Below are 24499 nucleotides of genomic sequence, written 5' to 3' on the forward strand. Positions count from 1 at the left end.
TTTATTAACTATTTTTAAGCATCAATAAATCTTGCATCATGAGCATTTCGCTGAATAAAGAGCCTACGAGGTTCCACTTCGTCTCCCATAAGCATTGAGAATGTCTCATCAGCTCTAGCAGCATCTTCAATATGAATTTGCTTTAAGATTCTGTGTTCAGGGTCCATAGTTGTTTCCCACAGCTCCTGATAACTCATCTCACCCAAGCCCTTGTATCGCTGAATACCTTCGCCTTTAGGAAGTTGTCTGCCTGCAGCTTTACCTTCTGCAAGAACTCGATCACGCTCAGCATCGGTATAAACAAAGTCATGTGCTCCCTTGCTCCACTTCAAACGGTAAAGAGGTGGCATAGCAACATAGACATATCCTGCTGTAATCATTGGACGCATATAACGGAAGAACAGTGTTAAATTCAATGTAGCAATATGAGCACCATCAACATCAGCATCAGCCATAATAATGACTTTGTGATATCGAACCTTACTTAAATCAAAGTCTTCACCATAACCGCCACCAACAGCAGTTATTAAAGATTCAATAGTTTCTGACTTCATCATTCGATCAATTGAAGCGCGCTCAGTATTCAAAATCTTACCGCGCAAAGGCAAAATTGCTTGCGTAATAGGATCTCGTCCTTGAATTGCGGAGCCACCTGCGGAATCACCCTCCACTATAAACAGCTCGCATTCTTCTGGATTATTAGACTGGCAATCCTTCAATTTATCTGGCATTCCAGCTGTTTCAAAGATTGACTTTCTACGAGTATTTTCGCGAGCTTTCTTAGCTGCAATACGCGCACGAGAAGCTTCAATTGCTTTTTGAATAATGTTCTTTGCTTCACTTGGATGAGCGTCAAACCAATCTCCAAGCTTTTCAGTCATTACTCGCTGAACAAAGGTTTTAGCCTCTGAATTACCAAGCTTGGTTTTAGTCTGACCTTCAAACTGTGGAGTTGTAAGCTTTACTGAAACAACCGCTGTTAATCCTTCGCGAACGTCATCACCAGAAAGATTAGTATCTTTTTCCTTTAAGATATTCTTTTCTCGAGCATAACGATTTACAAGAGATGTAAGCGCTGCACGGAAGCCTTCTTCGTGAGTACCACCTTCTGTAGTAGAAATCGTGTTTGCAAAAGTGTGAACCGCTTCCGAATAGGCAACAGTCCATTGCATAGCAATTTCTGCAGAAATACCAATCTCAAGGTCTTCAGCCTCAAAATCAATAACATCTGGCTCTACTGGAACAGCTTTTCGAGATTTAACCAAGTAGTCAACGTAATCTTTAATTCCGTGATCATACTTGTAGCTAACGCTTTGATGCTTCTCTTCGCTATCTGATTCATTTTCTCCTGTGACTTCGTCACCTGCTTCATCAGGCTTACGCAAATCAGTCAAAGAGATCTTCAATCCCTTGTTTAAGAAAGCCATCTGCTGGAATCTAGATCTTAATGTTTCAAAATCGTATGTAGTTGTTTCAAAAATAGCACCATCTGGCCAGAATGTTACGGATGTACCAGTAGATTCACCTTCTTCAATTGGCTTTCCTTTTTCCAATGGTGCTGTAGGATGCTGATCTACATAAGTTTGAGTCCAGTGGAATCCTTGACGACGAACTTCAATTTCTACGCGTGTAGAAAGTGCGTTAACAACAGAAATACCAACGCCATGCAAACCACCAGAAACGGCGTATCCGCCGCCTCCAAACTTTCCACCAGCATGAAGCTTAGTCATAACTGTTTCAACACCAGAAACGCCTTCTCCTGGTACTTCGTCAACTGGAATTCCTCTACCGTCATCCACAACTTTTATTGCATTGTCTGGCAATATTGTCACTTCAATGTGAGAAGCATAACCAGCCAAAGCCTCATCAACCGAATTATCTACAATCTCGTATACAAGGTGGTGTAAGCCTCTTGGACCAGTTGAACCAATGTACATACCTGGTCTGATTCGAACTGCTTCTAATCCTTCGAGAACGCGAAGATCGCTAGCATCATAATGTTCAGGAGAAAGTGAATCATCAAGCTGAGCGTCATCGAGTTTATGTTCTTCAACAGAATTTTCCATTGAATTATCTTCAGTGTTTAACACTTTAGATCCCTTCCCGCATTACCTCATGCCATGAGGCATTTACGAGGTCGATACACGCTAGAAAGCACAAAAAAGGGGTTTCTAGCGATTTAACTACATTACATGACATTCTACACACACATAATGACCGCTCTTTAGTAAGAGGCTTTATTAATGATTCTTAATAATAAACCTATTATTATTTGATTTTTTACTTAAATCAAATGATGTTGGACCTACTATTTTGACTTCTTTAATATTAATATTTTTTGAATATTCAAATATTTTTTTCTCAAGCATAGGCTTGCAATAGCTAAGTTGTGTATACCAAACGTTTGATTTTGTTCTAACTATTAAAATACCGTCTTTTATTTGATCAATATAACAATTTAAAGATGCACTTCTGCCAACTATTTTCCACCAATCTTCTCGCATTCTTGCTATAGCAAGCGGCTCATTCCAATGTTTTTGATTAGCAAAATTACCTAGCAACGAATACAGATTTTGTGGGTCCCTACCAGGTTTTCCAAAACTTTCCCAAGCTTTATAAGCATTTTGCTCGTTTATTGTTTTCTTTTCTCCCCTTTTTTCTATAGGAGAAAAAACAATCTCAGGAAGCTTTCTAGTGTCTAATTTTAATAATTTATTTACGGGAATTTTCATTATTTTCCCCTTAACTATTAGAATTATTTTCGATATTATTTTTTCGATTATTAATAATATCTTTTAATAGATCTTTGTGATTAGAGTCAAGATTATTATTAAAGAAATCTTCATCTTGAGTATTATTTTTTTCTACTATTTTAGATATATCAATAAATGATTCTTCTGAAAGATTCTCATCTTTTGGTATATCGCTTAAGGATGCAACTGTAATAAAAACTTGTTCTTGTTCTTTTGCAAACTCTAAAATCTGTTTTCTTCTAGATTCATCTAATTGTGAAAAAACATCATCCAAAATAACTATTGGTTTTTGATTAGTTTTTTCTTCCAAAGTCTTGAATAAAGCCATTTTTAAAGCTAATGCTAGAGTCCATGATTCACCATTAGAAGCAAATTCTTTTGCAGGATGATTATTTATTAATATTGTAAAATCATCTCTATGAGGACCTATTAGGTTGTATCCTCTAGCAACTTCCCCAGCATAAATTCGTTGAAAATGCTCGCTTATAGCCTTTTGCGGAAAATAATCTTCTTTTGATTCAACTTCTAACTCTTCAAAAGACGGATTATATTGTATCGAAGCAAAATTAGAAGATCGTGAAAGTTTATCCACTATTTTAGGAAAAATTTCATTTAACAAATTTATTATTTTTTTTCGATTTTTTGTAAGAATTATTCCTGATTCAATGAATTTACCCGTCCATATTTCCAAATCAGATATAGGATTATATCCATTTGTTGAACTAGCTAAATTATTATTAGATAGACTTTTAAGAAGATATGCACGTTGTTTTGCAATGTGATTATATTCTTGTAGAACTTGTAAATAATTTGGTATTAATAACGCTCCAGCTTGATCTATAAAAGTCCTACGAATATTAGGATCTGAAAAAATCAAATTTTGATCTCTTGGAGTGAAAGAAATTGATTTAACTAATCCAACTATGTCCTTCATATATAATGATTTTCCACTATTAATTCTTGCTCTGTTAGCTCCTTTTGAATTAATCGTAAGCTCATATGTAGTTTCATCTAAATCATTATTATCAAAATATTTAGCATTAAGTCGTATAGTAGCACAACTGTTATTGCACTCTATCAGTGGCATCAAAGATGATATTCTATGACTTGTTCCAGTAGAAATAACTTCTATAGCTTCAACAATATTGGTTTTGCCTAAGCCATTTGAGCCAAATAGAACATTAATTTTTGGAGAAAAGTCTAATACACAATTACTCCAAGAACGAAAATGATCTAGTACAAGTCTTGAAACATACATTTATTTATCTTTAAGGATGCATTGGAACAACAAGATATCTGTAATTCATAGACTCATCGCCATCAGCTTCCTGCTGACCATTAAATTCAACAGGCTTAACTGCAGATGTGATTTTTGCATGAACAAATGGCTCACTTATAGCGCTCAAACCTTCAATTAAATAATTAGGATTAAAAGCAACTATAATATCTTGACCGTCCATGTCTACATCGATAAGTTCTTTTGCTTGAGATTCTGAATCATTTCCAGCACTTAAAGTTAACTCATCTCCAGAGAAAGACATGTAAATAGGAGCATCTTTTTCTGCAACAAGTGCAACTCGCTTAATAGCATTAATAAGCATTGTTCGATTAATAATTGCATGAATAGGATATTCATCAACAAAAAGTCGATCTACAGAAGGAAATTCTCCATCAATTAGTTGAGAAGTACTTACTCTACCAGAATTTTCAAAACCAAGAATAGATGGTTCTTTATCGTTTAGATTTACAATAACATTTTGATGTTCATCTATTGAGCGAGAAATATCTCTAAGAATGCTTCCTTTGATTAGAGTAGAAGTATTTATGTCAGAATGTTCTGGTGTCCACTTAAAAGTTGATCTTGCAAGGCGATATCTATCTGTAGCAGTGAAAGTAACAGAATCATCTTCAAAATGAGCATGAATTCCAGTCAAAACAGGTCTATCTTCTTCTCTTGAAACAGCCACAGAAGCTTGTACTACTGCCTGAACAAAAGTAGGAGCATCTACCTGACCAAGTTTTTCAGGAATTTGTGGTAAATCAGGATATTCTCCTTCAGGCATTAGTTGAAGTGTAAAAGTTGATTTTCCAGAAGAAATAGTAAGAGTAGTTTCATTAGAGGATAAATAGGTTTTTTCTGATGGCAAAGATTTAGTTATATCTGCCATCAATTTACCTAATACGAGTACACTACCCTGCTCATCTATTCCAGCTTCAACATGATGCCTGCTAGATAGTTGATAGTTAAAAGCAGAAAGTTGCAGAATTCCATCTTTTGCTTCTAGTTTTAATCCTGCAAGAATAGGATTAGCTGGTCTAGAATCTATGACTCTAGTCGTCCAAGCTACTGCATCAGCAAAAGAAGCGGAATTAACTTCAACTTTCATTTTTCCTCATTTCTGTTTAAATCTGTGTTTTATTCTATATCATGCTGCCAATTAAAAAATCATATTTTATGAAAGTTAGTTGAGTAAGTAATTAAGTATGAATATTAGATAAAAATAAAATAGTAAACGTAATAAAGGTTGTTAACATGTGGATAAAGTTGAAGGACTGCTGATTTGAAGCCGTTATCCACATTCTAAAAATGTTGATAACATAAATAGAAGTATGTGCATAAGTGCTGGAGTTATCCACAGGATTTTCTAATTTTTAACTTATTTACATTTTTATCGCAGTTAAAAACAATTTAATCACTTTTTAAACGGCGTTTTCCACCAGTTATCCGCAGCTTTTACCCACATTTGTTACTAACTATGTGGATAACTTTATTTATTTTAATAAACAAACTATGAATAAAGTTGTGCAAAAATCTATTTTTTAGAAGGATTTTGTTTCAAACGAACAGTCAATTCCATTACATAGTTATAAATTTCTTGCTTTTCCTGCATTTCGCCACTAATTCTGGTATAAGCATGCATTACGGTGGTATGATCTCTACCGCCAAAAACTTCTCCAATATCAACCAAGCTCATGCTAGTCATTTCTCTAGCTAAATACATTGCAATTTGACGAGCTAAAGCAACATTTTTAGTTCTTGATCTTCCAACCATCTCATCAAAAGTCATATGGAAATATTGAGCAACCTGACCAATGATATCTGTTGGTCTAACTTCAATATCGGATGCAAAAAAGTCCTGTAAGGCTTGCTCAGCTAAAGCCTTACTAACTGGTTGGTTACTAAGAGAAGCAACAGCCGTAACACGAGTTAAAGCACCTTCAAGTTCGCGAATATTTTCAGTAAAACGTTCCGCAATAAGATCCAAAACATCACTAGGAACATTGGACCCATTCATAGAAGCCATCATTCTTAAAATAGCAATACGAGTTTCTAAATCAGGAGGTTTAATATCTACTGTTAAACCAGATTCAAACCTAGAAATAAGTCTAGATTCAAATCCCCTAAGATTTTTAGGAGCAACATCAGAAGCTATTACTATTCTTTTATTAGCCTGATATAAAGCGTTAAAAGTGTGGAAGAATTGTTCAAGCGTTGCTTCTTTACCACCTAAAAATTGAATATCATCAATTAGTAGAACGTCAACTTCGCGGTATTTTCTATTAAAGTTAGCAATCTGACCTTGATTTTGACTTGTATTTTGTAAAGCCTCAATAAATTCATTAGTAAACTCTTCGCTTGTAATATATCGAACTTTAAGTGAAGAATCTTTAACAAGTGCATAATTTCCAATTGCATTAAGCAAATGGGTTTTACCAAGACCAGATCCACCGTAAATACACAAAGGATTAAAATCACGTCCTGATCCTTCTGCAACTGCTAATGCTACTGTGCGAGCAAAACGATTGGAATCGCCAGGAACAAATGTGTCAAAAGTGGCATAAGTATTCAAATGAGTTGTTGGATCTCTATTAACTGATGCAGGTATATTTGTCTGCTTTTGATTAATAGATTGCACATTGAGATTTGTATTTTGCATGGTTTTCAAACCAGTTGCGTAATCAAAATCTTTCTGCACAGGAATTGAATCATAAGAATCGTCCAAAAAAGATTCAACTTTTTTAGAATCAGAAGAATCATTAGAATCTGACGAATTAGAATTATTATTTGTAGTATTATCTAGCGATTGAGAAGTTTTTGAAGTATTACTTACATTTTGTAAAGTATTGTTATTTTCTTTTTCACTATTTTGGATAATTTTAAATGCTGGAAACATGTCTTTTCCAGTACAAATTTTCAAAGAAGTTAGCAAAGCAGAACTAAGCTCGTTTTGCAGAGCTTGCTGAGTTTCAATATTAGAAACGCATAAAACAATTGTTGTTCCAAAAATAGCTTCAGGTTTTACACTCTCAAACCAACTTTTATCCCGATTGCTTAGAAGTGCATTATGGCGCAACACGGCGAGAGTATTAGACCATACTATGGCAGCTTGAGCATTAGGATCCTCAAAGGCTTCAGACATGTTACACCCCCAATCAAAAGTAATTTTCTTTTCACATTAGCAACTCAGTGTATTTTTTAATACACGTTTATGTGTGAAAAGAGTGCTAGTAGAATATGTTTACTCCGACCCTAAGAAGTTATCCACAGCCTAGCGTGTTGAAAATACTTGTATGTTAATAACATGTGTGTAATTTGTGGATAATGTAAAACTTAGTAATCCACATTTTCCAACGATTTTAAGACGAATTATTTACGTTTTTTAATAGATTTATAAAGTTATTTAGAGAATAAGAATTATTCTAAAAGACTTATTTAAAACACGATAATTAATAAAATTTTAGCTCTTGGTGAGGGGTGATAGTAATTTGGTATAGCTTGACTCATACGGAGCCATGCTTTTGCATGGCTAAATACAGGAGCGTTAGTTATGAAGAGGACATTCCAGCCTAACAACCGTCGTCGTCACATGAAGCACGGCTTCCGCGTTCGCATGCGTACGCGTGCTGGTCGCGCAGTGATTAACCGTCGTCGTGCCAAGGGCCGCAAGACACTTTCTGCCTGAGCTGGGACGCGTCGTAAAGCATGGATAGGCTGAAAAGCCATCGCGATTTTGTTGCGGTGCTCAAAAAACGACGCAAAGTGTGTTCACGGGATATCGTCGCGCATTATGATATGCGTGGATGCGTGACCGTGTTAGACGCGCTTAACGAAGACAGGAAAGTAAGTCCAGATGATATTGCCACGGGTTTTGAAAACACTCCCGCGGCATTTTGTGATACCTTAAAGCAACCTCAAAAAAATGATGTTGCTTTAAGGTTGGGTCTTGCTGTATCTAAATCAGTTGGAAAAGCTGTTATTCGAAATAAGGTAAAACGACGTTTTAGGGTAATAGCAAAAGAGCACGAGTCGTTGCTTCCATATGGTTGCGATGTAGTATTGCGTGCAAAACCTACTGCTGCACAATCTTCGTTTGATTCGTTGAATGAGCAAATCAAAAAGATTTTCGGCAAAATAGCCAAAAATCTTCAAGATCAAAATCAATTCATGCAAACTATGTGCCTAAAAACTAGCGAAGATAGTGATAGTAAAGCAGGCTCGCAGGATCAGTGATAAGTCATGAGCGGTAGAAATAGTGTTGTAGCGAATTTGATTATAAAAGCGATTCGCTGGTATCAACGCGTGATTTCTGCCAAAAGACCTGCTTGCTGTCGTTATTATCCAACGTGCTCAAGATACGCTATAGAAGCCGTTGGCCGCTATGGGGCGTTTAAGGGTGGTATTCTAGCCGTTTTACGTCTGTTGCGCTGTAGACCATGGACTAGCTGCAGTATTGACGACGTACCACGAAAATATTCAATTTTTTATCGTTGCGCCTGGTCTAAAGCGCATGAAGAGCCACGGTTAACTCCCTTGGCTGACGAAGACAAGGATAACTAATGTTTAATCAAGATCATTTCTTACTTGATAACGGAATTTGGGGATGGTTTTATAAAATCCTTACGCCAGTTGAATGGCTTATGACTCAAGTAATGTCACTTTTCCACAAGCTATTTGTTCTTATTGGGATGAATGAAATTGGATTCTCTTGGGTACTTTCAATCGTTTTCCTTGTGCTTGTTGTGCATGCGTGCATATTCCCTGCTTTTATAAAAAGCATTAAAGGTATGCGCAATATGCAAGCAATCGCTCCTAAGATGAAGAAAATTCAGCAAAAGTATAAGGGTAAAAGCGATCCTGCTAGCAAAGAAGCCATGCAGCGAGAAATGATGAAGCTGTATCAAGAAAACAACGCAAATCCTGCAGGAAGCTGCCTGCCAATGATGATTCAAGGTCCAGCGTTTATGAGTATTTGGTACACGCTTTCCGTTATACCATTTATTGCTAGAGGCAAGCATGCTCCTCTTGGCGCTTTTGATATTGCTACAGCACAGCAATTTGTTAAAACTCATGTGTTTGGCGTTGGTGTTTCCGACACGTTTATGACGGTTCAAGCGGGCGGAAAAGTTGTTATTGTAATCTTTGTTATATTGATGTGTGCTGCAATGTGGTACATGCAATTTAACAATATTCGTAAGAATCTTCCGCCAGAATCGAAGCAGGGTCCCCAGTATACTATGCAAAAACTTATGATGTGGGGATTCCCATTAATCTACGTTTTCTCTGCATTTGCTCTTCCATTTGCAATGCTTGTTTATTGGCTTGTAAACAACATTATGAATATGCTTCGCTCTATTTGGCAGGTGTACGCCTTCCCAACTCCTGGCTCTCCTGCAGCTGAGGAAAAAGAAAAGCGAGATTATAAGAATGAATCCGAACGCCGTAAACGTGAAGGATTGCCATCTATTGAAGAAGAAAAGCTTCAACAAGCTCGTGAAGAGGCTAAGCGCAGAGAAGCCGAAGGGTTCCAGCGCAAGCAGCCTACACGTAAGCGAAAAAATAAATAGATAAAAATATGTGAATAAGCAAGTATGTAATTTTGGATTTATCTTCAGTTACACTTGTAGACAGAATTGTGATTCTTGACATTTATTGCAATTAAGGAGTATGTAAATGGCGCAAGACGAAACTAGAAGCATTGACCAGCTCAATGAGGAAGCTGATATAGCTGCCGATTACTTAGAAGGACTTCTAGATATTGCTGATTACGAGGGCGATATTGAAATGGGTGTTCGTAACAATAGACCGATGATTCAGATTGTTGCGGATGATGATTCCGATATTAAGCATTTGATTGGTAGGGATGGAGAAGTTGTTGACGCATTGCAGCAGCTTAGCCGATTAGCTATTCAACAAAAAACTGGTGAGAGATCTCATTTAATTGTTGATGTTGATGGATTCCTTAAGCGTAAGCGTCAGCATTTGCGTGATATTGCTTTGGATGCTGTTGATGAGGTTCGTGAGACTGGGGATCCAGTTGAATTGAAGCCGATGAATTCATTTGAACGTAAAGTCATTCATGACACTGTGCGAGACGAGGGCCTGCGTTCTAGGTCTCATGGAGAAGAACCACATCGTTATGTAACTGTTTATATGCCTGTAAGTGCAGTTGAAGATGAAGATCTTGATGATATAGCTGCTGATGTTGATGAAGAGTATATAGAAGGCTGATTTAAGGTTTTGCAATTTTTATGATTGCATGAGGCTGTTGAAACACTATAAAAGTAACACAATAAAACAAAAAATGTTTTATTGTGTTACTTTTTATTTGATAAGTGCGGGGAAGTATGGAAGAAAATTTAAATATAGATAATAAAGATAATACTCAAGAAACAATTGATGAATTAGAAAATTCGCCATTGCTAAGCGAAGTTCTAGGTGATGCTCTTGATAAATGTAAGATGTTTCACGTGAAACTTCAAAAAGAGGGCTTGCTGAGAGGATTAGTTGGACCTAGAGATATGAGTATTCTCTGGGAAAGGCATATACTAAATTCCGCAGCTGTTGTCCCTTTTATTAAGGATGCTATTAAAAATTCTAAGAAAAAATCTATAGCAGATGTAGGAAGTGGTGGCGGATTTCCTGGTATTGTTATAGCAGCATGTTTGCCTGATTGTGATGTAACATTAATTGAACCTATGGAAAGACGCGTTCTTTGGTTGAAAGAATGTGTAGAACTCATGGGATTAGACAATGTCACTATTTTTCACGGAAGATCAGATGAAATTATTGAAAAAATAAAATCTCATGATATATCACCGTTTGACGTTGTAACTTGTAGAGCTGTAGCGCCTATGACAAAACTAGCAGGGTGGACTATCCCTCTATTAAATACACATGGTCAACTGATTGCGTTAAAGGGGAAATCTGCACAGGCTGAAATTGAGAAAGCCGCAAAAATGATCAAAAAGGCTAAGGGTGTAAATCCTAGGGTTGTTGATGCTCCTGTTGCAAATGGTCTTCAATCTACAACCGTTGTATTAGTTGACAAAGCATAATTCATATTATTAATTACATATAAAATAATTCGTTTCACGTGAAACTTTAATCTTCAAATGTTTTACGTGAAACAAATATTTTTATGTAAAAATATTTGTATAAAATACATATAAAATCGTTTACTTTATTTTCTATTTTTCGTTATTTTCTTTTATATTTAGCACGTGTTTCACGTGAAACTTGTGCTCTTTTTGCTGTGTTTTATGTCCATAGAAGAAACGAAACTTGAAAATACTAAGGTTTAAATTAGTTGAATTATGGTAATTTTCCCATAGGTGGTCGGGGGTGGATGAAGTTATGGTGGAGTCAGCTGAAGATACAATTAAGCGTATTTTTGGAGATTCTGGATCTTCCTTAGGTAGTGAATTGGCTAATATATCAAGCCGATTTCATGCCATTGATGGGGTAGTTTTTCCTAAGCCTAAAGAAACGCGATTTATTGCTGTTGCTAATCAAAAGGGTGGTGTTGGCAAAACCAGTTCGGCTGTAAATTTATCTGCAGCTATGGCTATTGGTGGTTCAAAAGTTTTGTTGATTGACATGGACCCTCAAGGTAATGCTTCCACAGCTATGAATATACCTCATTCATCAGCAGATCCTTCTGTTTATGATGTTATCGAGGGAAGAAAAACTATTTCTGAAGTAAAGAAAACTTGCCCAGATATTGAAGGACTTGATGTTGTTCCTGCTTCTATTGATTTAAGTGGAGCAGAACTAGAAGTTGCGCAGATGGAAGATAGAAATAATCTTCTTAAAAATGCAGTTAATGAGTTTCTCGATAATAATAATGAGCATTACGATTATGTGTTTATTGATTGTCCACCATCTCTAGGTCTTTTAGTAATTAATGCAATGTGCGCTGCTCATGAAATGCTAATACCAATCCAAGCGGAATATTATGCACTAGAAGGATTAGGACAACTCATTAGGACAATTGGCTTAGTGCAACAACATTACAATCCTACGTTGGTTGTTTCAACAATGTTAGTAACGATGTTTGATAAACGAACTCTTCTTGGTAGAGAAGTATTCCAAGAAGTTAAAAACCATTATCCAAATATTGTTTTAAATACTACTATTCCAAGAACTGTCAAAATACCAGAAGCACCAAGTTTTAATCAAAGTGTTATAACTTATGATCCACACGGAACTGGAGCAGTGTCGTATAGAGAAGCTGCGTTAGAGATAGCAAATAAGTCTGATGCTATTTTAGCTGTGATTGACGCTAAAAGAGAGGGTAATGCATAATGAGTACAACTAAATCTCGTTTAGGCAAAGGATTAGGGGCGCTATTTCCTGTACTACCTGGGGAAAATGCTCTTGTTAATGCTGAGGCAAAAAATAATGAAAATGTTTCACATGAAACATTAATACAAAAAGATGTTTTTAACGATGTTTCACGTGAAACTAAAGTTCCTAGTATTGATAAAGCAATTTCTCCACATGAAGGTCAAAATAATGTTCAAAAAGCCACCGTTTCACGTGAAACAGTGCCTCCGATTGCTAATAAAAACAAGCATTCGTCAAAGCGATCTTCTATGCCATCAATTGACGATGTAACTAGACCAATTGACTTTTTCTTTGGTGATTCTGCATCTAAAACGTTTGTGTCTTCAAAACAAAAAATTGAAGAAAAGAAAATTTCTAATAAAACAATTGACGAAGAACACAACGCAGAAAATAAAGAATTAAAACCAGTTGAAGGTGGTTATTTAGCATATTTAGATCCAACTGATATTGTTCCAAATGCTCACCAACCGCGTACGATTTTTGATGAAGAAGAGCTTCAAGAATTAGCTGCATCAATCAAAGAAGTTGGAGTTTTGCAGCCTATTGTTGTGCGAAAAATTAATAACGTAGATCAAGATGATACGCATAATGCTCATTACGAATTAATAATGGGTGAGCGCAGATGGAGAGCAACTCAATTAGCTGGTCTTAAAAAAGTCCCAGCAATTGTTAGAACAACTTCTGATGAGAATATGCTTAGAGATGCTCTTTTGGAGAATTTGCACAGAGTTGCTTTAAATCCTTTAGAAGAAGCTGCAGCGTATGCTCAGATGATTGATGATTTTGGATTAACACAGGTTCAACTTTCAAAATCTGTGTCTAAATCTCGTCCACAAATAGCAAATACTTTACGTCTGTTAAATCTTCCAGCTAGCGTGCAAAAACATGTTGCATCTGGTGTGCTTTCTGCAGGTCATGCTCGCGCACTTCTTGCTTTGCCTACACCTGAAGAAATGGAATCATTGGCAAAACGAATAATTGCAGAAGGCTTATCTGTTAGAAGTACTGAAGAGATTGTGTCTATTAAAGTGGACAATAGTGATGAGTCTTCTAAGAGAAATAGGGTTCAAAGAAACAATAAGTGGGCTCATTCGCCTATTCGAAAACAACTTGAGAATATATTCTCTACAAAAGTTGCAATTAAGGGCACAGAAAACCATGGAAGAATCGAAATTGTATTTTCATCTCCAGAAGAAATGCAGAGGATTTTTGACATTTTAGTAAACAAAAAAGATTAGCGATATAAGATTAGCGATATAAACTGAAAAGCCCAGAATTACTTTAAAAGTAATTCTGGGCTTCTTGTTTCACGTGGAACATAATTTATTATTCGCTTAAATCATTTAAATAAGCTTGAGCATCAAGAGCAGCGCGGCAGCCCATTCCCGCTGCAGATATTGCCTGTCTATAAACGCTGTCTACCACATCTCCTGCGGCAAAAACACCAGGAATAGACGTTTTAGTAGACGCACCCTGTACTGAAATAGTTCCATCTGCGTTAAGAGCTATAGAGTTATTTAAGAATGAGGTTGATGGTAGATGACCAATAGCAACGAAAATACCAGATGCTTCAATATCTTGAGTTTCTCCTGTTACAACATTTTTTACCGTTACAGACTGAGCGTCTTCGTTGGAACCATTTATTGATTGAACAACAGAGTTCAAAACAAATTTAATCTTCTCATTTTTGCGAGCTCTATCAATCATGATTTTAGAAGCGCGGAATGAATCGCGCCTATGAATCAATGTTACAGAAGAACCAAATCTAGTTAGGAACAATGCCTCTTCAAAAGCTGAATCGCCTCCGCCAACTACAACGATTGGTTTTCCTCTAAAGAAGAATCCATCACAAGTTGCACAATAGGAAACACCTCGTCCAGAGTATTCTTGCTCTCCAGGAACTCCCAATTTTCGCACTTGAGAGCCGGTAGAAATGATTACTGCATTTGCTGTATAAGTTTCTCCGTCGTCTGTCGTAACTGTCTTCAAATCGTCCTTAAAATCTACAGACACGACATCGTTTAATATAATTTGTGCTCCAAATTTTTCTGCTTGCTTTTGCATAGCTTCCATTAAATCTGGTCCAAGTATTCCATCTGCAAATCCTGGATAATTTTCAACCTCTGTAGTGTTCATGAGTTGTCCGCCAGGAGTTAATGCTCCAGCAATGACCAAAGGAGTGTAGCCTGCGCGCGCTAAATACAAAGCTGCAGTATAACCCGCAGGACCAGAGCCAATAATTATTACTTTTTTGTTTAGTTTTTCCATAAAATATTCCTAATATTCCCAATAATTTTAATAAAATTTAGTAAATTTTTACGTAATTAATGTATAGGCTGTTTTGAGGCATAGAGTCCTCTGGAACCCACAAAATAAAGTCTTGTGCCGTAATAGGTTTTTTGAACTTTACATCTGTTACACCACTGGCATCAAAGGTAAAATCAGCAACTTTATCTCCAACACTAGGATCATTTTTAGAATTCGCGATCAAATAACCATGTCCTCCAGAAGAACGAATTGAAACAACAAAACGATATGCTTCTTGAGGTTGAGCCAAATGCATATAATAGCCATAACCTCTCTGGTTAGCCGTGTAATCCAAGAATTGTTGTACATCTATAGGATAAGGCGTAGTGTTAGTAGGCATTTTAGGTTTTGGAACCTGCTTTACCTTCTTATTCTTATTAAGTTTTTTATGCTTAGTTTTATTTGATTTGGTTTCTTTATTTGATTTGGTTTTCTTTGCGTTTGTATCAGCCTTAGAAACAGAATTGGAGTCAGATTTTGCCTTATTCTTAGGCGAATCACTTTTATCTTCTGGAAGAACACCTTGACTTCCAAAAGGAACATTTTCTACGCTTTGAGAATCCCACGAGTTGGATCTTGTAAAACTAGAAGGAGCATCATGAGAATTAAAAAGACTATGCAAAGATAATGCGAATACTACTACAACTAATATTGCAACAACACTGATTGCAAGAACCTTCGTTGAAATACCGCCAAAAATTTTTGCGTCTGCTATATCCACGCCATTCTGCCCAGAATTCTTCTTGGACTCCAGAGATTCCTGACGCTCATGAGGCTGGAAACTAGGAGGCATTGAAGAATAAGATGACTTTAAAGAACTGCCATCATAATCTTCATAGTCGCCATTTTCCAACTCTTCTTCGCGCAAAGCGCGTGCAGATTCTTCTCCCGGAGCAATAAAACGCCCATTACTATCTACAACTGGTACCCTACCTGTTGATTCTGCTTCCAAAGGTAAACTTTGTGGTCTAGACATCAGCTCAGTGTGTTTAGTGTTATCTGTGAGAAGGTCTTCAAAATCAAATCTTCTAGGCATTAACGGAGAAGCTAAATTATCTTTTTGTGAATAATCGTTTTTAGAATCTGATTCGTTTTCTATATTGTTATATTTTTCTGCTTCTTCATTATTTAGCGCATCAGAAGACTTGTTTTCTGAATAACTAGGAAAACTTGTGTATGTGGAAGATAGGTTGTGGAATATAGAATCATCTGCATCAAGTTCCGTAGGTGCTAAAATATTAGCCATTTCTGCGGCAGCAATATCATGGAAATCATAATCTGTTCCAGTGGAGTCAGTTTCTGTAGAAGAATCTGAATTATTATCTAAATCGTTCTTATTGTTTCTTTTAAGAAGAGCACTTAATGCTCCTATAGTCCTTCCAGCATTTTTTAAACCAGATCCTGCTGCAGAAAGTCCGCCTGTAAAACCAACATTTTTATTGGATTCACCCTGTTTACTATCATTTAGTTTCTCAACAGAGTCAAGACTGTTATTGGATTCCTGTTCTGATAATTGATTTTCTAGCAAGTCCTCACTTTGGGCTAATCCTTCTGGAAAATCAAGAAGATTTTTATCGTCTTCTGGAAGCAATAATGCATTTTGAACGGAGGCTTTACTTGTAGTTTTATCAAAAATAATATCTTTATCAGAAAGTTTTCTAACAGGAGTATAAGACCCAAGTAATGCTAATAGCTCTCCTATTGATGCCATAGGTATAATATTGGAATCTTCTGTAGAAGAAAGTCCTCTTCTACAAATCATAGAAAATTCACTAGGCACTCCATCTGTAAGCCTAGAAAGATTAAATACAGAATTATTCTGAGTGTAATTTGTTCTAGTTAGTAGAGCATATAGCAATGCCGAAAGCTGATGCGTAGCAATATTTTCTATGCTCTTATTTTGAGCTTTAGGAGAGTTAAAGTCATTACCTGAACCTTCGTCGGTAGACTCTACAGCAGACTCCCCATCTTCTGCTGACTTTTTTGGCTCTTCATCTTTAATAGTCACATCTTTTAAAAGAGGGCTTATCGGAGCATCTGCCAGTTCTACTCCAGAATCAGTAAGCCTTACAGTATTCGTAGAAATAGCATAGTGTGTTATTCCGTCTGCTAACAGTTTACTAAGCGCATTAGCTGTTTCTGCAACTATGGAACGTATTGCTTCATAGCTAAGTGTTGAACTATGTAGCTTCATATAATCGCTTAAAGTTACTCCAGAATCCAGCTCGGTTATAATAATCGCGACATCATCTATATGATGAAGCTTCAAAACTGGCGTAAATTTGCGTATTCTAGACAAAGCAAGAGTAGAAGATATAGTGTTGACTTCTGGAAGAAAACGAGAATCGCGTACTATAAAAAGTTGACAATCGCGAGCAAGTATACGATCGCTAGCGTGCCATGCTTGAAGACCCGCTTCTTCGCGCAAAGGTGATACTAAAGCGTAGCGATCAAGTATAATATCTCCCAACTGAGGTTTCATCTACTCCCCGTCTTCCTACATGAGTAATGAATAATAATGCGTTACATAATAAATCCCACAAATTATTGTAACTGTAGAATCTAGTGAAACGCCCTGAGTTACTGCATTTAATTATCTTGATTTAATTATCGCTCACTGTGTTGATTTATTTTCGATCTAATAATCCTAGTATGTGCATTCTTATTATTTTCACTATGATTAGTCTGTTTATTATTTAAATTGTTTTTATTGAGGTTTTCAAGATTCAACAAAAATGGCAGTTTTACGCCTATTCTTCTAAGAATTGGATTAATAAGACCTGCCAGTTCACTTGTTCTTAAAAGTAACAAAATAGATATGTAAATAATCGCCAAAATAATGGTGATAATTGCACAAACAAAAATCGCAAGCAACCAACGACTAACACCATGAAGGTTTGGTGAATCTAAAGAAATCCATCTGTAAATAAATTCTCTAAACAAAATTCCAACAAGAATAGACACTATAGAAGCTGCAAGCACCTTTAGATGCGTAATAACAAGCTGCTTATCGTCTAAATCGTTGTTAAAACGAGATCTAATCATTTTAACAAGCGAAGGAAAAGTGAGAATATAACTAAAAGATGCGGCTGCAGCCAAAGCGGTAACCCAATAATTTGGCGGAAGGAATTGTATGCAAGAAAATACAATAATAAGTTCCACAAATAATTGTGCTGCACAAAACATAAACGGATGTTTACCGTCTTCAAAAGCGTAGAATGTGCGTTGAATAATCAAATACGCGCTAGATAAAGGCAATCCAAGCGAAAGCATCATAAGTGGATTTGCCATAAGATACGCTTCTTTTATGCTGATTGAAGGTAAAAGAGCCAAAGATATAGGCATTGGAATCACAATAAAAGCAACACTAAAGAAGCACATTAAAATGCTTACATTTCTAAGACAAGAGCTTAAATCTACACGAACTGTTGATAAGTCATGATTTGCTATTGATCTAGAAATTTTAGGAAAAACAGCGGTAGCAACCGATACGGCGATAAGCGAATAAGGAAGAATAAACATTGTGTATGCATTTTGAAAAGTAGCATTTCCAGCAACATCAAATTGACTTAACCCCAACGTTTTTTCTGCTACAGAAGGAGCACTTGTAGTTATGTGAGTAGTTGCCATTGTAGAAAGCTGGCTAACGGCCACTATTGCAAAACTCCATGCTGCAACAGGGCCCATTGAACGCAAGCCAATGCCGCTAATGCCGAAACTTGGTTTGTATCTTAGTCCGATTTTTCTAAGAGGAATAAATAAAACAAGCGCCTGAGCTGCAACACCCAAAGTCCAAAATCCTGCGGTAAGAAGCATCGTAGTGTTGTTCCAAAAACCCACTGGTTGCCTGCTTGCTCTGCCAAAAATTGCAATAAAAACGCCGAAGCCCACGCAACTGACGATATTTGCTGCAACGGAACTCCAAGCGTACATTGCAAACTTGCCTTTTGCGGCTAAAACTTGACCGAGCACGGTGTAAAGTCCATAGAAAAATATTTGAGGCATGCACCATAACGTAAAAGCGTTAGTAAGAGCAATCATGGATTGGTTTGAGCCAACATAAAGCCATGTTAAAACAGGTGTGGCAATTGCCATTAAAGCTGTTACACCTAAAAGCAGAATAATCGCAAAGGTTATAAGCTTATTTAACCTATCTTTTGCATCTTGTTTTTCCAGAGTTTTAACGATTTGTGGAACTAAAACAGCATTGAAAATTCCACCAGACACAAGAGTATAAATAAGCTGAGGGATCATAGACCCAGCCTGATATGCATTAGCTGCTAGACCTGTAGTGCCGAGGGCTGCAGCAAGTAATATAGTTCTAACCTGACCAGTTATTCTTGAAGCTGCCGTGCCGCTTGCCATTATGATTGAGTTGCGGCCTACTGAATTCATTCGTCTGGATCCTTTTTACGGTGGAACTGCCTCCAAAGCCCCAAAATTCCAAGCGCGAAGGCAAATATTATAATAATCGTACCGCTTTTATCGCTGATTTGCAGCGTGCTTGTAATCATTGTTTCTTTATGATTGTAGAAAGCGCGATGGCTTCTATCTTCTAGCCCGAAAATTGCTCTAACTTTACTAGAAGTTGTAGATCTAAGTGGCAAAATAATTTGTGTTTCACTATTTGCAGCAATTTTAACTGGAGTTTTTCTAGGAGTTACTATCTCCATCGAATTAGTGTAAGAAGTAAGATATACGCTAACAGGGTACGGATTAGTATTGCTGATCGTAATCGGCATTGTTGCCGTTTCGCTTACAAGCGTTACATCTTTTGGAGGAATAATATGTATTCCAGAAATCAAAATTTTGGATAGATTATGAGTGCCTTTAGAATCAACATTATTTGGTCTACTATCGTTTACTTCTCGTTGAGCCATAGCATCAAAAAGTTTAAGAAGATTCTTACTCCAAATATTACTGTTCTGGTTAATTTTCAGTTTTGCATTTTGTTTTGCAAGAGATTGAACATCTGACTCATTAACGTGATGATTATTTAATTCACCGTGGTCAAGAATATTACTTATGAACTGTTTAATATTTTCTCTATCTGAAGATAGTTGATTTAGAATTGACTTTCTATTGATTATAGATTCGTTTGATATCGCACTATCTTTAGGAACTGGATTGTACCCAAGATATTCTTTAGAAAAAGATTTTGCGTTAGATAAAGATCTTAAATCTAGCAGGGAAATCCACGGAGATTTTTCCAAATTGCTTATAACAGAATCGATATAAGAAGATGGAGTATCTTGGTGGAATGTTATAAGCAAGTGTCTTGAAGAATACGGTTGTTCCATCTGATAAAACGCGCTTTGAGCAACAATCCTGTTTAGTTTGCCGGCATTAGTGTTTTCGCCAGTTGACTTACTACTTGTTGGTTTTTCGTTTGCCAAATCACTAAGAGTTTCTTGCGAGGAAAGCACTTTTACGTTTCCAAAAGAAGTCTGAACGTCATACACGCCATTCTTAACCGCAAAACGGTGTGCTAAAGCATCAAATCCGTTTGTTGCCACAACGGTCTTATAACCATTGCTTTTAGCCTGTTCTAGTGCCTTTAAGGTCCATTTTCCGCCTGTTTGAAAAGCGTATGACTCGAATTTTTGCGCTTTACCTGTATGATCTTTTGGAATTGACGATTCTTCACTCCAAGACTCAGCGTCAATACCAGATGATTGGTAGTAAGAAGAATTACTTGTTTCAGCATATTTACTTATGTCAAAACCGTTATTTTGCATAAATGCAGAAGGAGTGAAGCTAATTCCAGAAGATTTAAGAGTATTTAAATCTGCTATAGTCTGTAATCGAGGATGCTTTTGTGCAAGAGATATCAAAGAAGCAATATGCTTTATGCTCTTTTTACTTAACCTTATTTTTCTATTGTCTTTAAATTGGTTTAAATCTTTGTTTACTTGGGAAGAGTCGCCAGCAACCGTTTTTGTGTTAGTTTTGCCCGAATTTTCTTTTTTAGTATCTACTTTAGATTCCTCTTTAGAAGCAATATTAGATTCGCTAGGTGGAATATTCATCGAAGGAGAAATATTCTGCTTGTTAATTTCATAACGCCAGTCAGACGCTTTAGCGACTATAGGAATAAGCAATGTGACATTAATCGGAGGTGTTTGTATGTTTCTAACGCCAATATTCGCTCGTGTTACAAACGATTTTACAGAAGAATAATGTTTAAAATCCGATGAAGAATACGTTACAGAAAGAGGCTTTGGTCCCCAATAAAGAATGTTAGAAAGATTAGGGCTGCTTGAATCAACATCAATTTGCGCGTTATAAGATTTGCCACGAGCAAGCGCTGGAACGCTAACTTCGCCAATTAGCTGAGGAGTAGGGATTCTGGACTCGGCTTGACTCCATTTTTGCAAATCAGTCCTAGACATAAACGTGTACCAAGGGTTAAATGCAACCTGAATTTTTCCATCTGGAAAATCTTGCGAACCAGTATTTTTAAGCAAAATAGTTATATGGTATCCGCTTTTGTCTGTAAGAATTGAAGTTGATTTAACTATTTGTAAAGAAATGCCCTTAGCTTTGGAATTATAAGATTCGTAATATTTTACAGAAGCTTGATTTACATTAGATGAATGGCTTGTATTCTGCGATGCTTCGTAAGCAAAAGCTGTATTTGAAACACAATAAAGCGGTGTAATAACAAGCGAAAGCACTACTAGAATTAAAGTAATACTAAATTTAAAACAAAATTGAATAGGATTTTTAAAATAAAACATTTTACGGGCGATTTTATTAGTGACTTTTTGTAACCCCCGTAATTGGTTGTTTGCAAAATCAATCACATTAATCACGATTAGACCGCCTGTTTGCCTTTTTAGCGTACATCCACGCTATCTTGCGCTCATTAGGATAACTTAACACATCGTTAAGCTCTTTGAAGTCCACCCAAATTGCATCTTCTGCCTCATGGTCTGGATCTCCAAGAACAGATAGTTCTCCACTAACATATTTCAAAGCAAAATGATGAACTAGCTTATGCACACGTTGACTTGTTCCAGTAAACCAGTAGTCAATAGTAGCAATAGAATCCACTACTTCTCCAAGAATTCCAGTTTCCTCATGAATTTCCCTAACAGCTGTTTGCTGAGGAGTTTCGCCTTTTTCTATATGACCCTTCGGCAAGCACCATTCCATATGTCCACTTCTTGAATGACGAGCTATAATCGCGACACGCCCGAGGGTGTCAAAAACTAGTCCTCCAGCGGAATATTCTCTCACAATAGGTAAGTCTTGAGCATCTAAAGATGCAAAAGTTTTAGGACCGTCGTTAACTCTTCTCTGAGGCATTAAAGCCGGAGAAGGTGCTTCTAATGATGTTATTTGTTGGCGAGATTCCGTTATATCAACATGAATATTTTCAACGTGATAATCGCTCGAAAAGCTTGAAATATCAACGAAAATTGACTCGTCTTCTTCTGCCTGTTGAGGCTGTATTTTGCTTTTCATCCTAGCGATATCAAGTGGTGTAACTCGAATATCTGGCGTATTTTGGGCATGATTATCCGAGGCTCTGGCGAGCATGCGTCTTAAGTCTGCTGGGGTAACCATACACTCCACCTTACTCAATCCGCTGTGCATTGGGGTAACGGTATGCTGGAATATAGTTTGATTTTTGTTGAAAGGGTGTTTCCAAGCGTGTCTGTGAACTTTGAAGTTTGGCCTGAAGCCATGGAGTTGGGTAGATTATTCGCTAAACATAATTATGAGCTGGCTCTTGTAGGCGGTCCTGTACGAGACATGTTGTTGCATAGAACGTCGCACGATCTTGATTTTTGCACTTCTGCCAAACCAGAAGAATTTGAGCATATTCTTAGGAGTTGGGGGCATGATGGCTTTTGGGATATGGGTCGAAAATTTGGCACGCTTGGAGCTGTGCGTCGCAGAAAAGACGGAACAGAAGTAAAAGTCGAGATAACAACATACAGATGTGATGATTATGAGCCAGATTCTAGGAAACCAGAAGTAAAATATGGCGATACTTTGGAAGGTGATCTTTCTAGGCGTGATTTTACTGTGAACGCAATGGCTTTGCGTGTTCCAGATTTGGAATTTGTAGATCCATTCGGTGGAGCGAATGATTTAGCAAAGGGTATTCTGCGTACTCCGGTAGATCCGCGTCAATCTTTTGACGATGATCCTTTAAGAATGATGCGTGCTGTTCGTTTTGTTGCTCAACTTGGTTTCACTATTGAAGCAAATACTGCAGAAGCTATTTTAGATATGGTTTCTAGGTTGGATATTGTTTCTGCGGAGCGCGTTCGCGATGAAATAACAAAAATGCTGCTTTCTGCTAATCCTCGTGCTGGTATTGAAGCTATGGTCGAGTCTGGTATTGCAGATAGGGTTTTGCCAGAGATTCCTGCATTGCGCTTAGAAATTGACGAACATCACAGGCATAAGGATGTTTTTGAGCATACAATGATGGTTCTTGAACGAGCAATAGCTTTGGAAACAGATGACGAAGGCGCGGTTCCTAGACCTGATTTGACTTTGAGACTTGCTGCTCTTTTGCATGATATTGGCAAGCCTCGCACTAGAAAATTTGAAGAAGGCGGAAAAGTAAGTTTCCATCATCATGATGTTGTTGGAGCTAAAATGACTCGCAAACGCATGAAAGCTCTTCATTTTGATCACCATATTATTGATGATGTAAGCGAGCTTGTGAATCTGCATTTGCGATTCCATGGATATGTTGACGAGCCTTGGACTGATTCTGCTGTACGCAGATATGTTAAGGATTCAGGACACTTGTATGAGAGATTAAATCGCCTAACACGCGCGGATGCAACTACACAGAACAAGCGTAAATCGCTCATGTTTGAGCAGGCTATGGATGAGATGGAAGAGCGAGTTAAAGAGCTTAAAAAGCAGGAAGATTTTAACGCGATTCGCCCAGACCTAGATGGCAATGAGATTATGCAATTGCTTGATTTGAAACCTGGTCCTATTGTTGGTAAAGCATATAAGCATATGTTGGATTATCGCCTTGATAACGGTCCAGTAGATCACGATATTGCTGTTGAAGAATTAAAGAAGTGGTATTCCAGCTTAAATAAATAGCTTAAATAAGTAAAGTTTTATCATTCAAACTTTATTTTGCTTTATTTAACATCCTTGATTTAACATCATGTAGTTGAATAAAACTTATTGAACTGGATTATGATTTGCGGATTTTGGAAGATTTTTCATAGAGTTAAAATCAGCGCATCCTTTTATTTCCGCTATTGTTGCACCTGCTGCAGGAACATCAGTCTTAGGTTTAAGATTGTTGAATGTTGCACCTAAAACCACGTCAATTAGCTTATCTTGTCTATCGTCCATTCGCAAAATAGCGTCTTTAAAGTTAGCAGCTAAAGTATAAGCTTCATTAATTGATTGCTTACCAAAGTAGATTGTTGTGCGTTTTACACTTTTTTCGCTATTTCCAACTTCGATCAGGTTAAAACCGCGGTTTCTTAGTCCTTCTCCTACTGCTCTTGCGAATCCACGGAATTTTGTTCCGTTTAGTACTCGAATAGGAACAGCACGATTATCGATATAAGTAGCCTTATTCTCATCTTTATTTTTTGTAGGGCAAGGCGCTTGAACTCCATAATTTGGGTCGATTTCTGGAGTTTTAGGGGCAGCAATACCAAATACATGGCATTGCACTAGAACAGCAAGAAGAAACGCTGCTCCAACACAAATTCCAACAGTAGTAAGTACAAATCGTTTCTTTTGGTACATGAACTCTCTGCGCGCCAGTCGCTCGTCGTAAAATTGCGTCATGCTAACTTCCGATCTGTAC

At 37.0% G+C, this 24499-nt stretch carries 20 protein-coding genes; 9 read left to right on the plus strand and 11 right to left on the minus strand.

What is annotated here, in order from left to right; all coding sequences use genetic code 11:
• Positions 1–14: 14 nt before the first annotated feature.
• From gyrB to dnaA, 5 genes are all read right to left on the minus strand, one after another.
• Positions 15–2090, minus strand: coding sequence for a DNA topoisomerase (ATP-hydrolyzing) subunit B (gyrB, locus tag ACJV45_RS00365; protein WP_419397383.1), 2076 nt, complete (start codon positions 2088–2090; stop codon positions 15–17).
• 150 nt (positions 2091–2240) lie between these two features.
• On the minus strand, positions 2241–2732 hold the full coding sequence (locus ACJV45_RS00370) for a DciA family protein (RefSeq protein WP_004120205.1): 492 nt from the start codon (positions 2730–2732) through the stop codon (positions 2241–2243).
• A 10-nt stretch (positions 2733–2742) separates the two neighbouring features.
• Entirely contained in the window at positions 2743–4011 is a 1269-nt protein-coding gene (gene recF, locus ACJV45_RS00375; RefSeq protein WP_019261522.1) for a DNA replication/repair protein RecF, read from the minus strand.
• Between the two features lie 10 nt (positions 4012–4021).
• Positions 4022–5140, minus strand: a complete 1119-nt coding sequence (dnaN, locus tag ACJV45_RS00380) for a DNA polymerase III subunit beta (RefSeq protein ID WP_004574408.1) — start codon at positions 5138–5140, stop codon at positions 4022–4024.
• Positions 5141–5566: 426 nt separating this feature from the next.
• Positions 5567–7174 (minus strand): chromosomal replication initiator protein DnaA, encoded by a 1608-nt coding sequence (gene dnaA, locus ACJV45_RS00385; RefSeq protein WP_419397384.1) that lies wholly within the window; start codon positions 7172–7174, stop codon positions 5567–5569.
• A gap of 408 nt (positions 7175–7582) precedes the next feature.
• Here dnaA and rpmH point away from each other — a divergent pair, with 408 nt between their 5' ends.
• The 8 genes from rpmH (at position 7583) to ACJV45_RS00425 (ending at position 13619) form a co-directional block, all read left to right on the plus strand.
• The gene (gene rpmH / locus ACJV45_RS00390) at positions 7583–7717 is read left to right on the plus strand and encodes a 50S ribosomal protein L34 (protein WP_004114029.1); all 135 of its coding nucleotides are present in this window, start codon (positions 7583–7585) and stop codon (positions 7715–7717) included.
• 20 nt (positions 7718–7737) lie between these two features.
• Positions 7738–8265 carry a ribonuclease P protein component gene (rnpA, locus tag ACJV45_RS00395; RefSeq protein WP_020761195.1) on the plus strand — a complete coding sequence of 176 codons (528 nt, stop codon included), beginning with the start codon at positions 7738–7740 and terminating at the stop codon, positions 8263–8265.
• Between the two features lie 6 nt (positions 8266–8271).
• Entirely contained in the window at positions 8272–8592 is a 321-nt protein-coding gene (gene yidD, locus ACJV45_RS00400) for a membrane protein insertion efficiency factor YidD (RefSeq protein WP_419397385.1), read from the plus strand.
• Complete coding sequence (gene yidC / locus ACJV45_RS00405; RefSeq protein ID WP_116692404.1) at positions 8592–9599, plus strand: membrane protein insertase YidC; 1008 nt, start codon at positions 8592–8594, stop codon at positions 9597–9599. The genes yidD and yidC overlap by 1 nt, the downstream gene beginning before the upstream one ends.
• A 106-nt stretch (positions 9600–9705) precedes the next feature.
• Positions 9706–10263, plus strand: coding sequence for a Jag family protein (locus ACJV45_RS00410; protein WP_419397386.1), 558 nt, complete (start codon positions 9706–9708; stop codon positions 10261–10263).
• 116 nt (positions 10264–10379) lie between these two features.
• On the plus strand, positions 10380–11090 hold the full coding sequence (rsmG, locus tag ACJV45_RS00415; protein ID WP_004574413.1) for a 16S rRNA (guanine(527)-N(7))-methyltransferase RsmG: 711 nt from the start codon (positions 10380–10382) through the stop codon (positions 11088–11090).
• Positions 11091–11388: 298 nt separating this feature from the next.
• Positions 11389–12339: a ParA family protein gene (locus ACJV45_RS00420; RefSeq protein ID WP_176605149.1), complete on the plus strand. Its 951-nt coding sequence runs from the start codon at positions 11389–11391 to the stop codon at positions 12337–12339.
• Positions 12339–13619, plus strand: a complete 1281-nt coding sequence (locus ACJV45_RS00425; RefSeq protein ID WP_116692403.1) for a ParB/RepB/Spo0J family partition protein — start codon at positions 12339–12341, stop codon at positions 13617–13619. Before ACJV45_RS00420 ends, ACJV45_RS00425 begins: the two co-directional genes overlap by 1 nt.
• An 88-nt stretch (positions 13620–13707) precedes the next feature.
• Here ACJV45_RS00425 and trxB read toward each other — a convergent pair whose 3' ends face one another.
• The 5 genes from trxB to ACJV45_RS00450 form a co-directional block, all read right to left on the minus strand.
• A complete protein-coding gene (gene trxB, locus ACJV45_RS00430; RefSeq protein WP_004574416.1) occupies positions 13708–14649 on the minus strand; it encodes a thioredoxin-disulfide reductase in 942 nt (313 codons plus the stop codon).
• 37 nt (positions 14650–14686) lie between these two features.
• A complete protein-coding gene (locus tag ACJV45_RS00435; protein ID WP_419397387.1) occupies positions 14687–17170 on the minus strand; it encodes a protein kinase family protein in 2484 nt (827 codons plus the stop codon).
• Positions 17171–17295: 125 nt separating this feature from the next.
• Positions 17296–19083 carry a murein biosynthesis integral membrane protein MurJ gene (murJ, locus tag ACJV45_RS00440; RefSeq protein WP_019261741.1) on the minus strand — a complete coding sequence of 596 codons (1788 nt, stop codon included), beginning with the start codon at positions 19081–19083 and terminating at the stop codon, positions 17296–17298.
• On the minus strand, positions 19080–21503 hold the full coding sequence (locus tag ACJV45_RS00445) for a DUF6049 family protein (RefSeq protein ID WP_419397388.1): 2424 nt from the start codon (positions 21501–21503) through the stop codon (positions 19080–19082). The genes murJ and ACJV45_RS00445 overlap by 4 nt, the downstream gene beginning before the upstream one ends.
• On the minus strand, positions 21496–22260 hold the full coding sequence (locus tag ACJV45_RS00450; protein WP_004114048.1) for an NUDIX domain-containing protein: 765 nt from the start codon (positions 22258–22260) through the stop codon (positions 21496–21498). The genes ACJV45_RS00445 and ACJV45_RS00450 overlap by 8 nt, the downstream gene beginning before the upstream one ends.
• 42 nt (positions 22261–22302) lie before the next feature.
• Here ACJV45_RS00450 and ACJV45_RS00455 point away from each other — a divergent pair, with 42 nt between their 5' ends.
• Entirely contained in the window at positions 22303–23772 is a 1470-nt protein-coding gene (locus ACJV45_RS00455; protein ID WP_004120242.1) for a CCA tRNA nucleotidyltransferase, read from the plus strand.
• Positions 23773–23856: 84 nt separating this feature from the next.
• Here ACJV45_RS00455 and ACJV45_RS00460 read toward each other — a convergent pair whose 3' ends face one another.
• Complete coding sequence (locus ACJV45_RS00460) at positions 23857–24480, minus strand: LytR C-terminal domain-containing protein (protein WP_004120244.1); 624 nt, start codon at positions 24478–24480, stop codon at positions 23857–23859.
• Positions 24481–24499 lie beyond the last annotated feature (19 nt).

This window comes from Gardnerella lacydonensis, from assembly GCF_048545055.1.
Classification (GTDB): domain Bacteria; phylum Actinomycetota; class Actinomycetes; order Actinomycetales; family Bifidobacteriaceae; genus Bifidobacterium; species Bifidobacterium vaginale_C.

Bases quoted from the DNA above. Each gene is read 5' to 3' on its own strand.
- ACJV45_RS00370 (WP_004120205.1), bottom strand. From the start codon at position 2,732: ATGAAAATTCCCGTAAATAAATTATTAAAATTAGACACTAGAAAGCTT.
- recF (WP_019261522.1), bottom strand. From the start codon at position 4,011: ATGTATGTTTCAAGACTTGTACTAGATCATTTTCGTTCTTGGAGTAAT.
- dnaN (WP_004574408.1), bottom strand. From the start codon at position 5,140: ATGAAAGTTGAAGTTAATTCCGCTTCTTTTGCTGATGCAGTAGCTTGG.
- dnaA (WP_419397384.1), bottom strand. From the start codon at position 7,174: ATGTCTGAAGCCTTTGAGGATCCTAATGCTCAAGCTGCCATAGTATGG.
- rpmH (WP_004114029.1), top strand. From the start codon at position 7,583: ATGAAGAGGACATTCCAGCCTAACAACCGTCGTCGTCACATGAAGCAC.
- rnpA (WP_020761195.1), top strand. From the start codon at position 7,738: ATGGATAGGCTGAAAAGCCATCGCGATTTTGTTGCGGTGCTCAAAAAA.
- yidD (WP_419397385.1), top strand. From the start codon at position 8,272: ATGAGCGGTAGAAATAGTGTTGTAGCGAATTTGATTATAAAAGCGATT.
- yidC (WP_116692404.1), top strand. From the start codon at position 8,592: ATGTTTAATCAAGATCATTTCTTACTTGATAACGGAATTTGGGGATGG.
- ACJV45_RS00410 (WP_419397386.1), top strand. From the start codon at position 9,706: ATGGCGCAAGACGAAACTAGAAGCATTGACCAGCTCAATGAGGAAGCT.
- rsmG (WP_004574413.1), top strand. From the start codon at position 10,380: ATGGAAGAAAATTTAAATATAGATAATAAAGATAATACTCAAGAAACA.
- ACJV45_RS00420 (WP_176605149.1), top strand. From the start codon at position 11,389: ATGGTGGAGTCAGCTGAAGATACAATTAAGCGTATTTTTGGAGATTCT.
- ACJV45_RS00425 (WP_116692403.1), top strand. From the start codon at position 12,339: ATGAGTACAACTAAATCTCGTTTAGGCAAAGGATTAGGGGCGCTATTT.
- trxB (WP_004574416.1), bottom strand. From the start codon at position 14,649: ATGGAAAAACTAAACAAAAAAGTAATAATTATTGGCTCTGGTCCTGCG.
- ACJV45_RS00435 (WP_419397387.1), bottom strand. From the start codon at position 17,170: ATGAAACCTCAGTTGGGAGATATTATACTTGATCGCTACGCTTTAGTA.
- murJ (WP_019261741.1), bottom strand. From the start codon at position 19,083: ATGAATTCAGTAGGCCGCAACTCAATCATAATGGCAAGCGGCACGGCA.
- ACJV45_RS00450 (WP_004114048.1), bottom strand. From the start codon at position 22,260: ATGGTTACCCCAGCAGACTTAAGACGCATGCTCGCCAGAGCCTCGGAT.
- ACJV45_RS00455 (WP_004120242.1), top strand. From the start codon at position 22,303: ATGCTGGAATATAGTTTGATTTTTGTTGAAAGGGTGTTTCCAAGCGTG.
- ACJV45_RS00460 (WP_004120244.1), bottom strand. From the start codon at position 24,480: ATGACGCAATTTTACGACGAGCGACTGGCGCGCAGAGAGTTCATGTAC.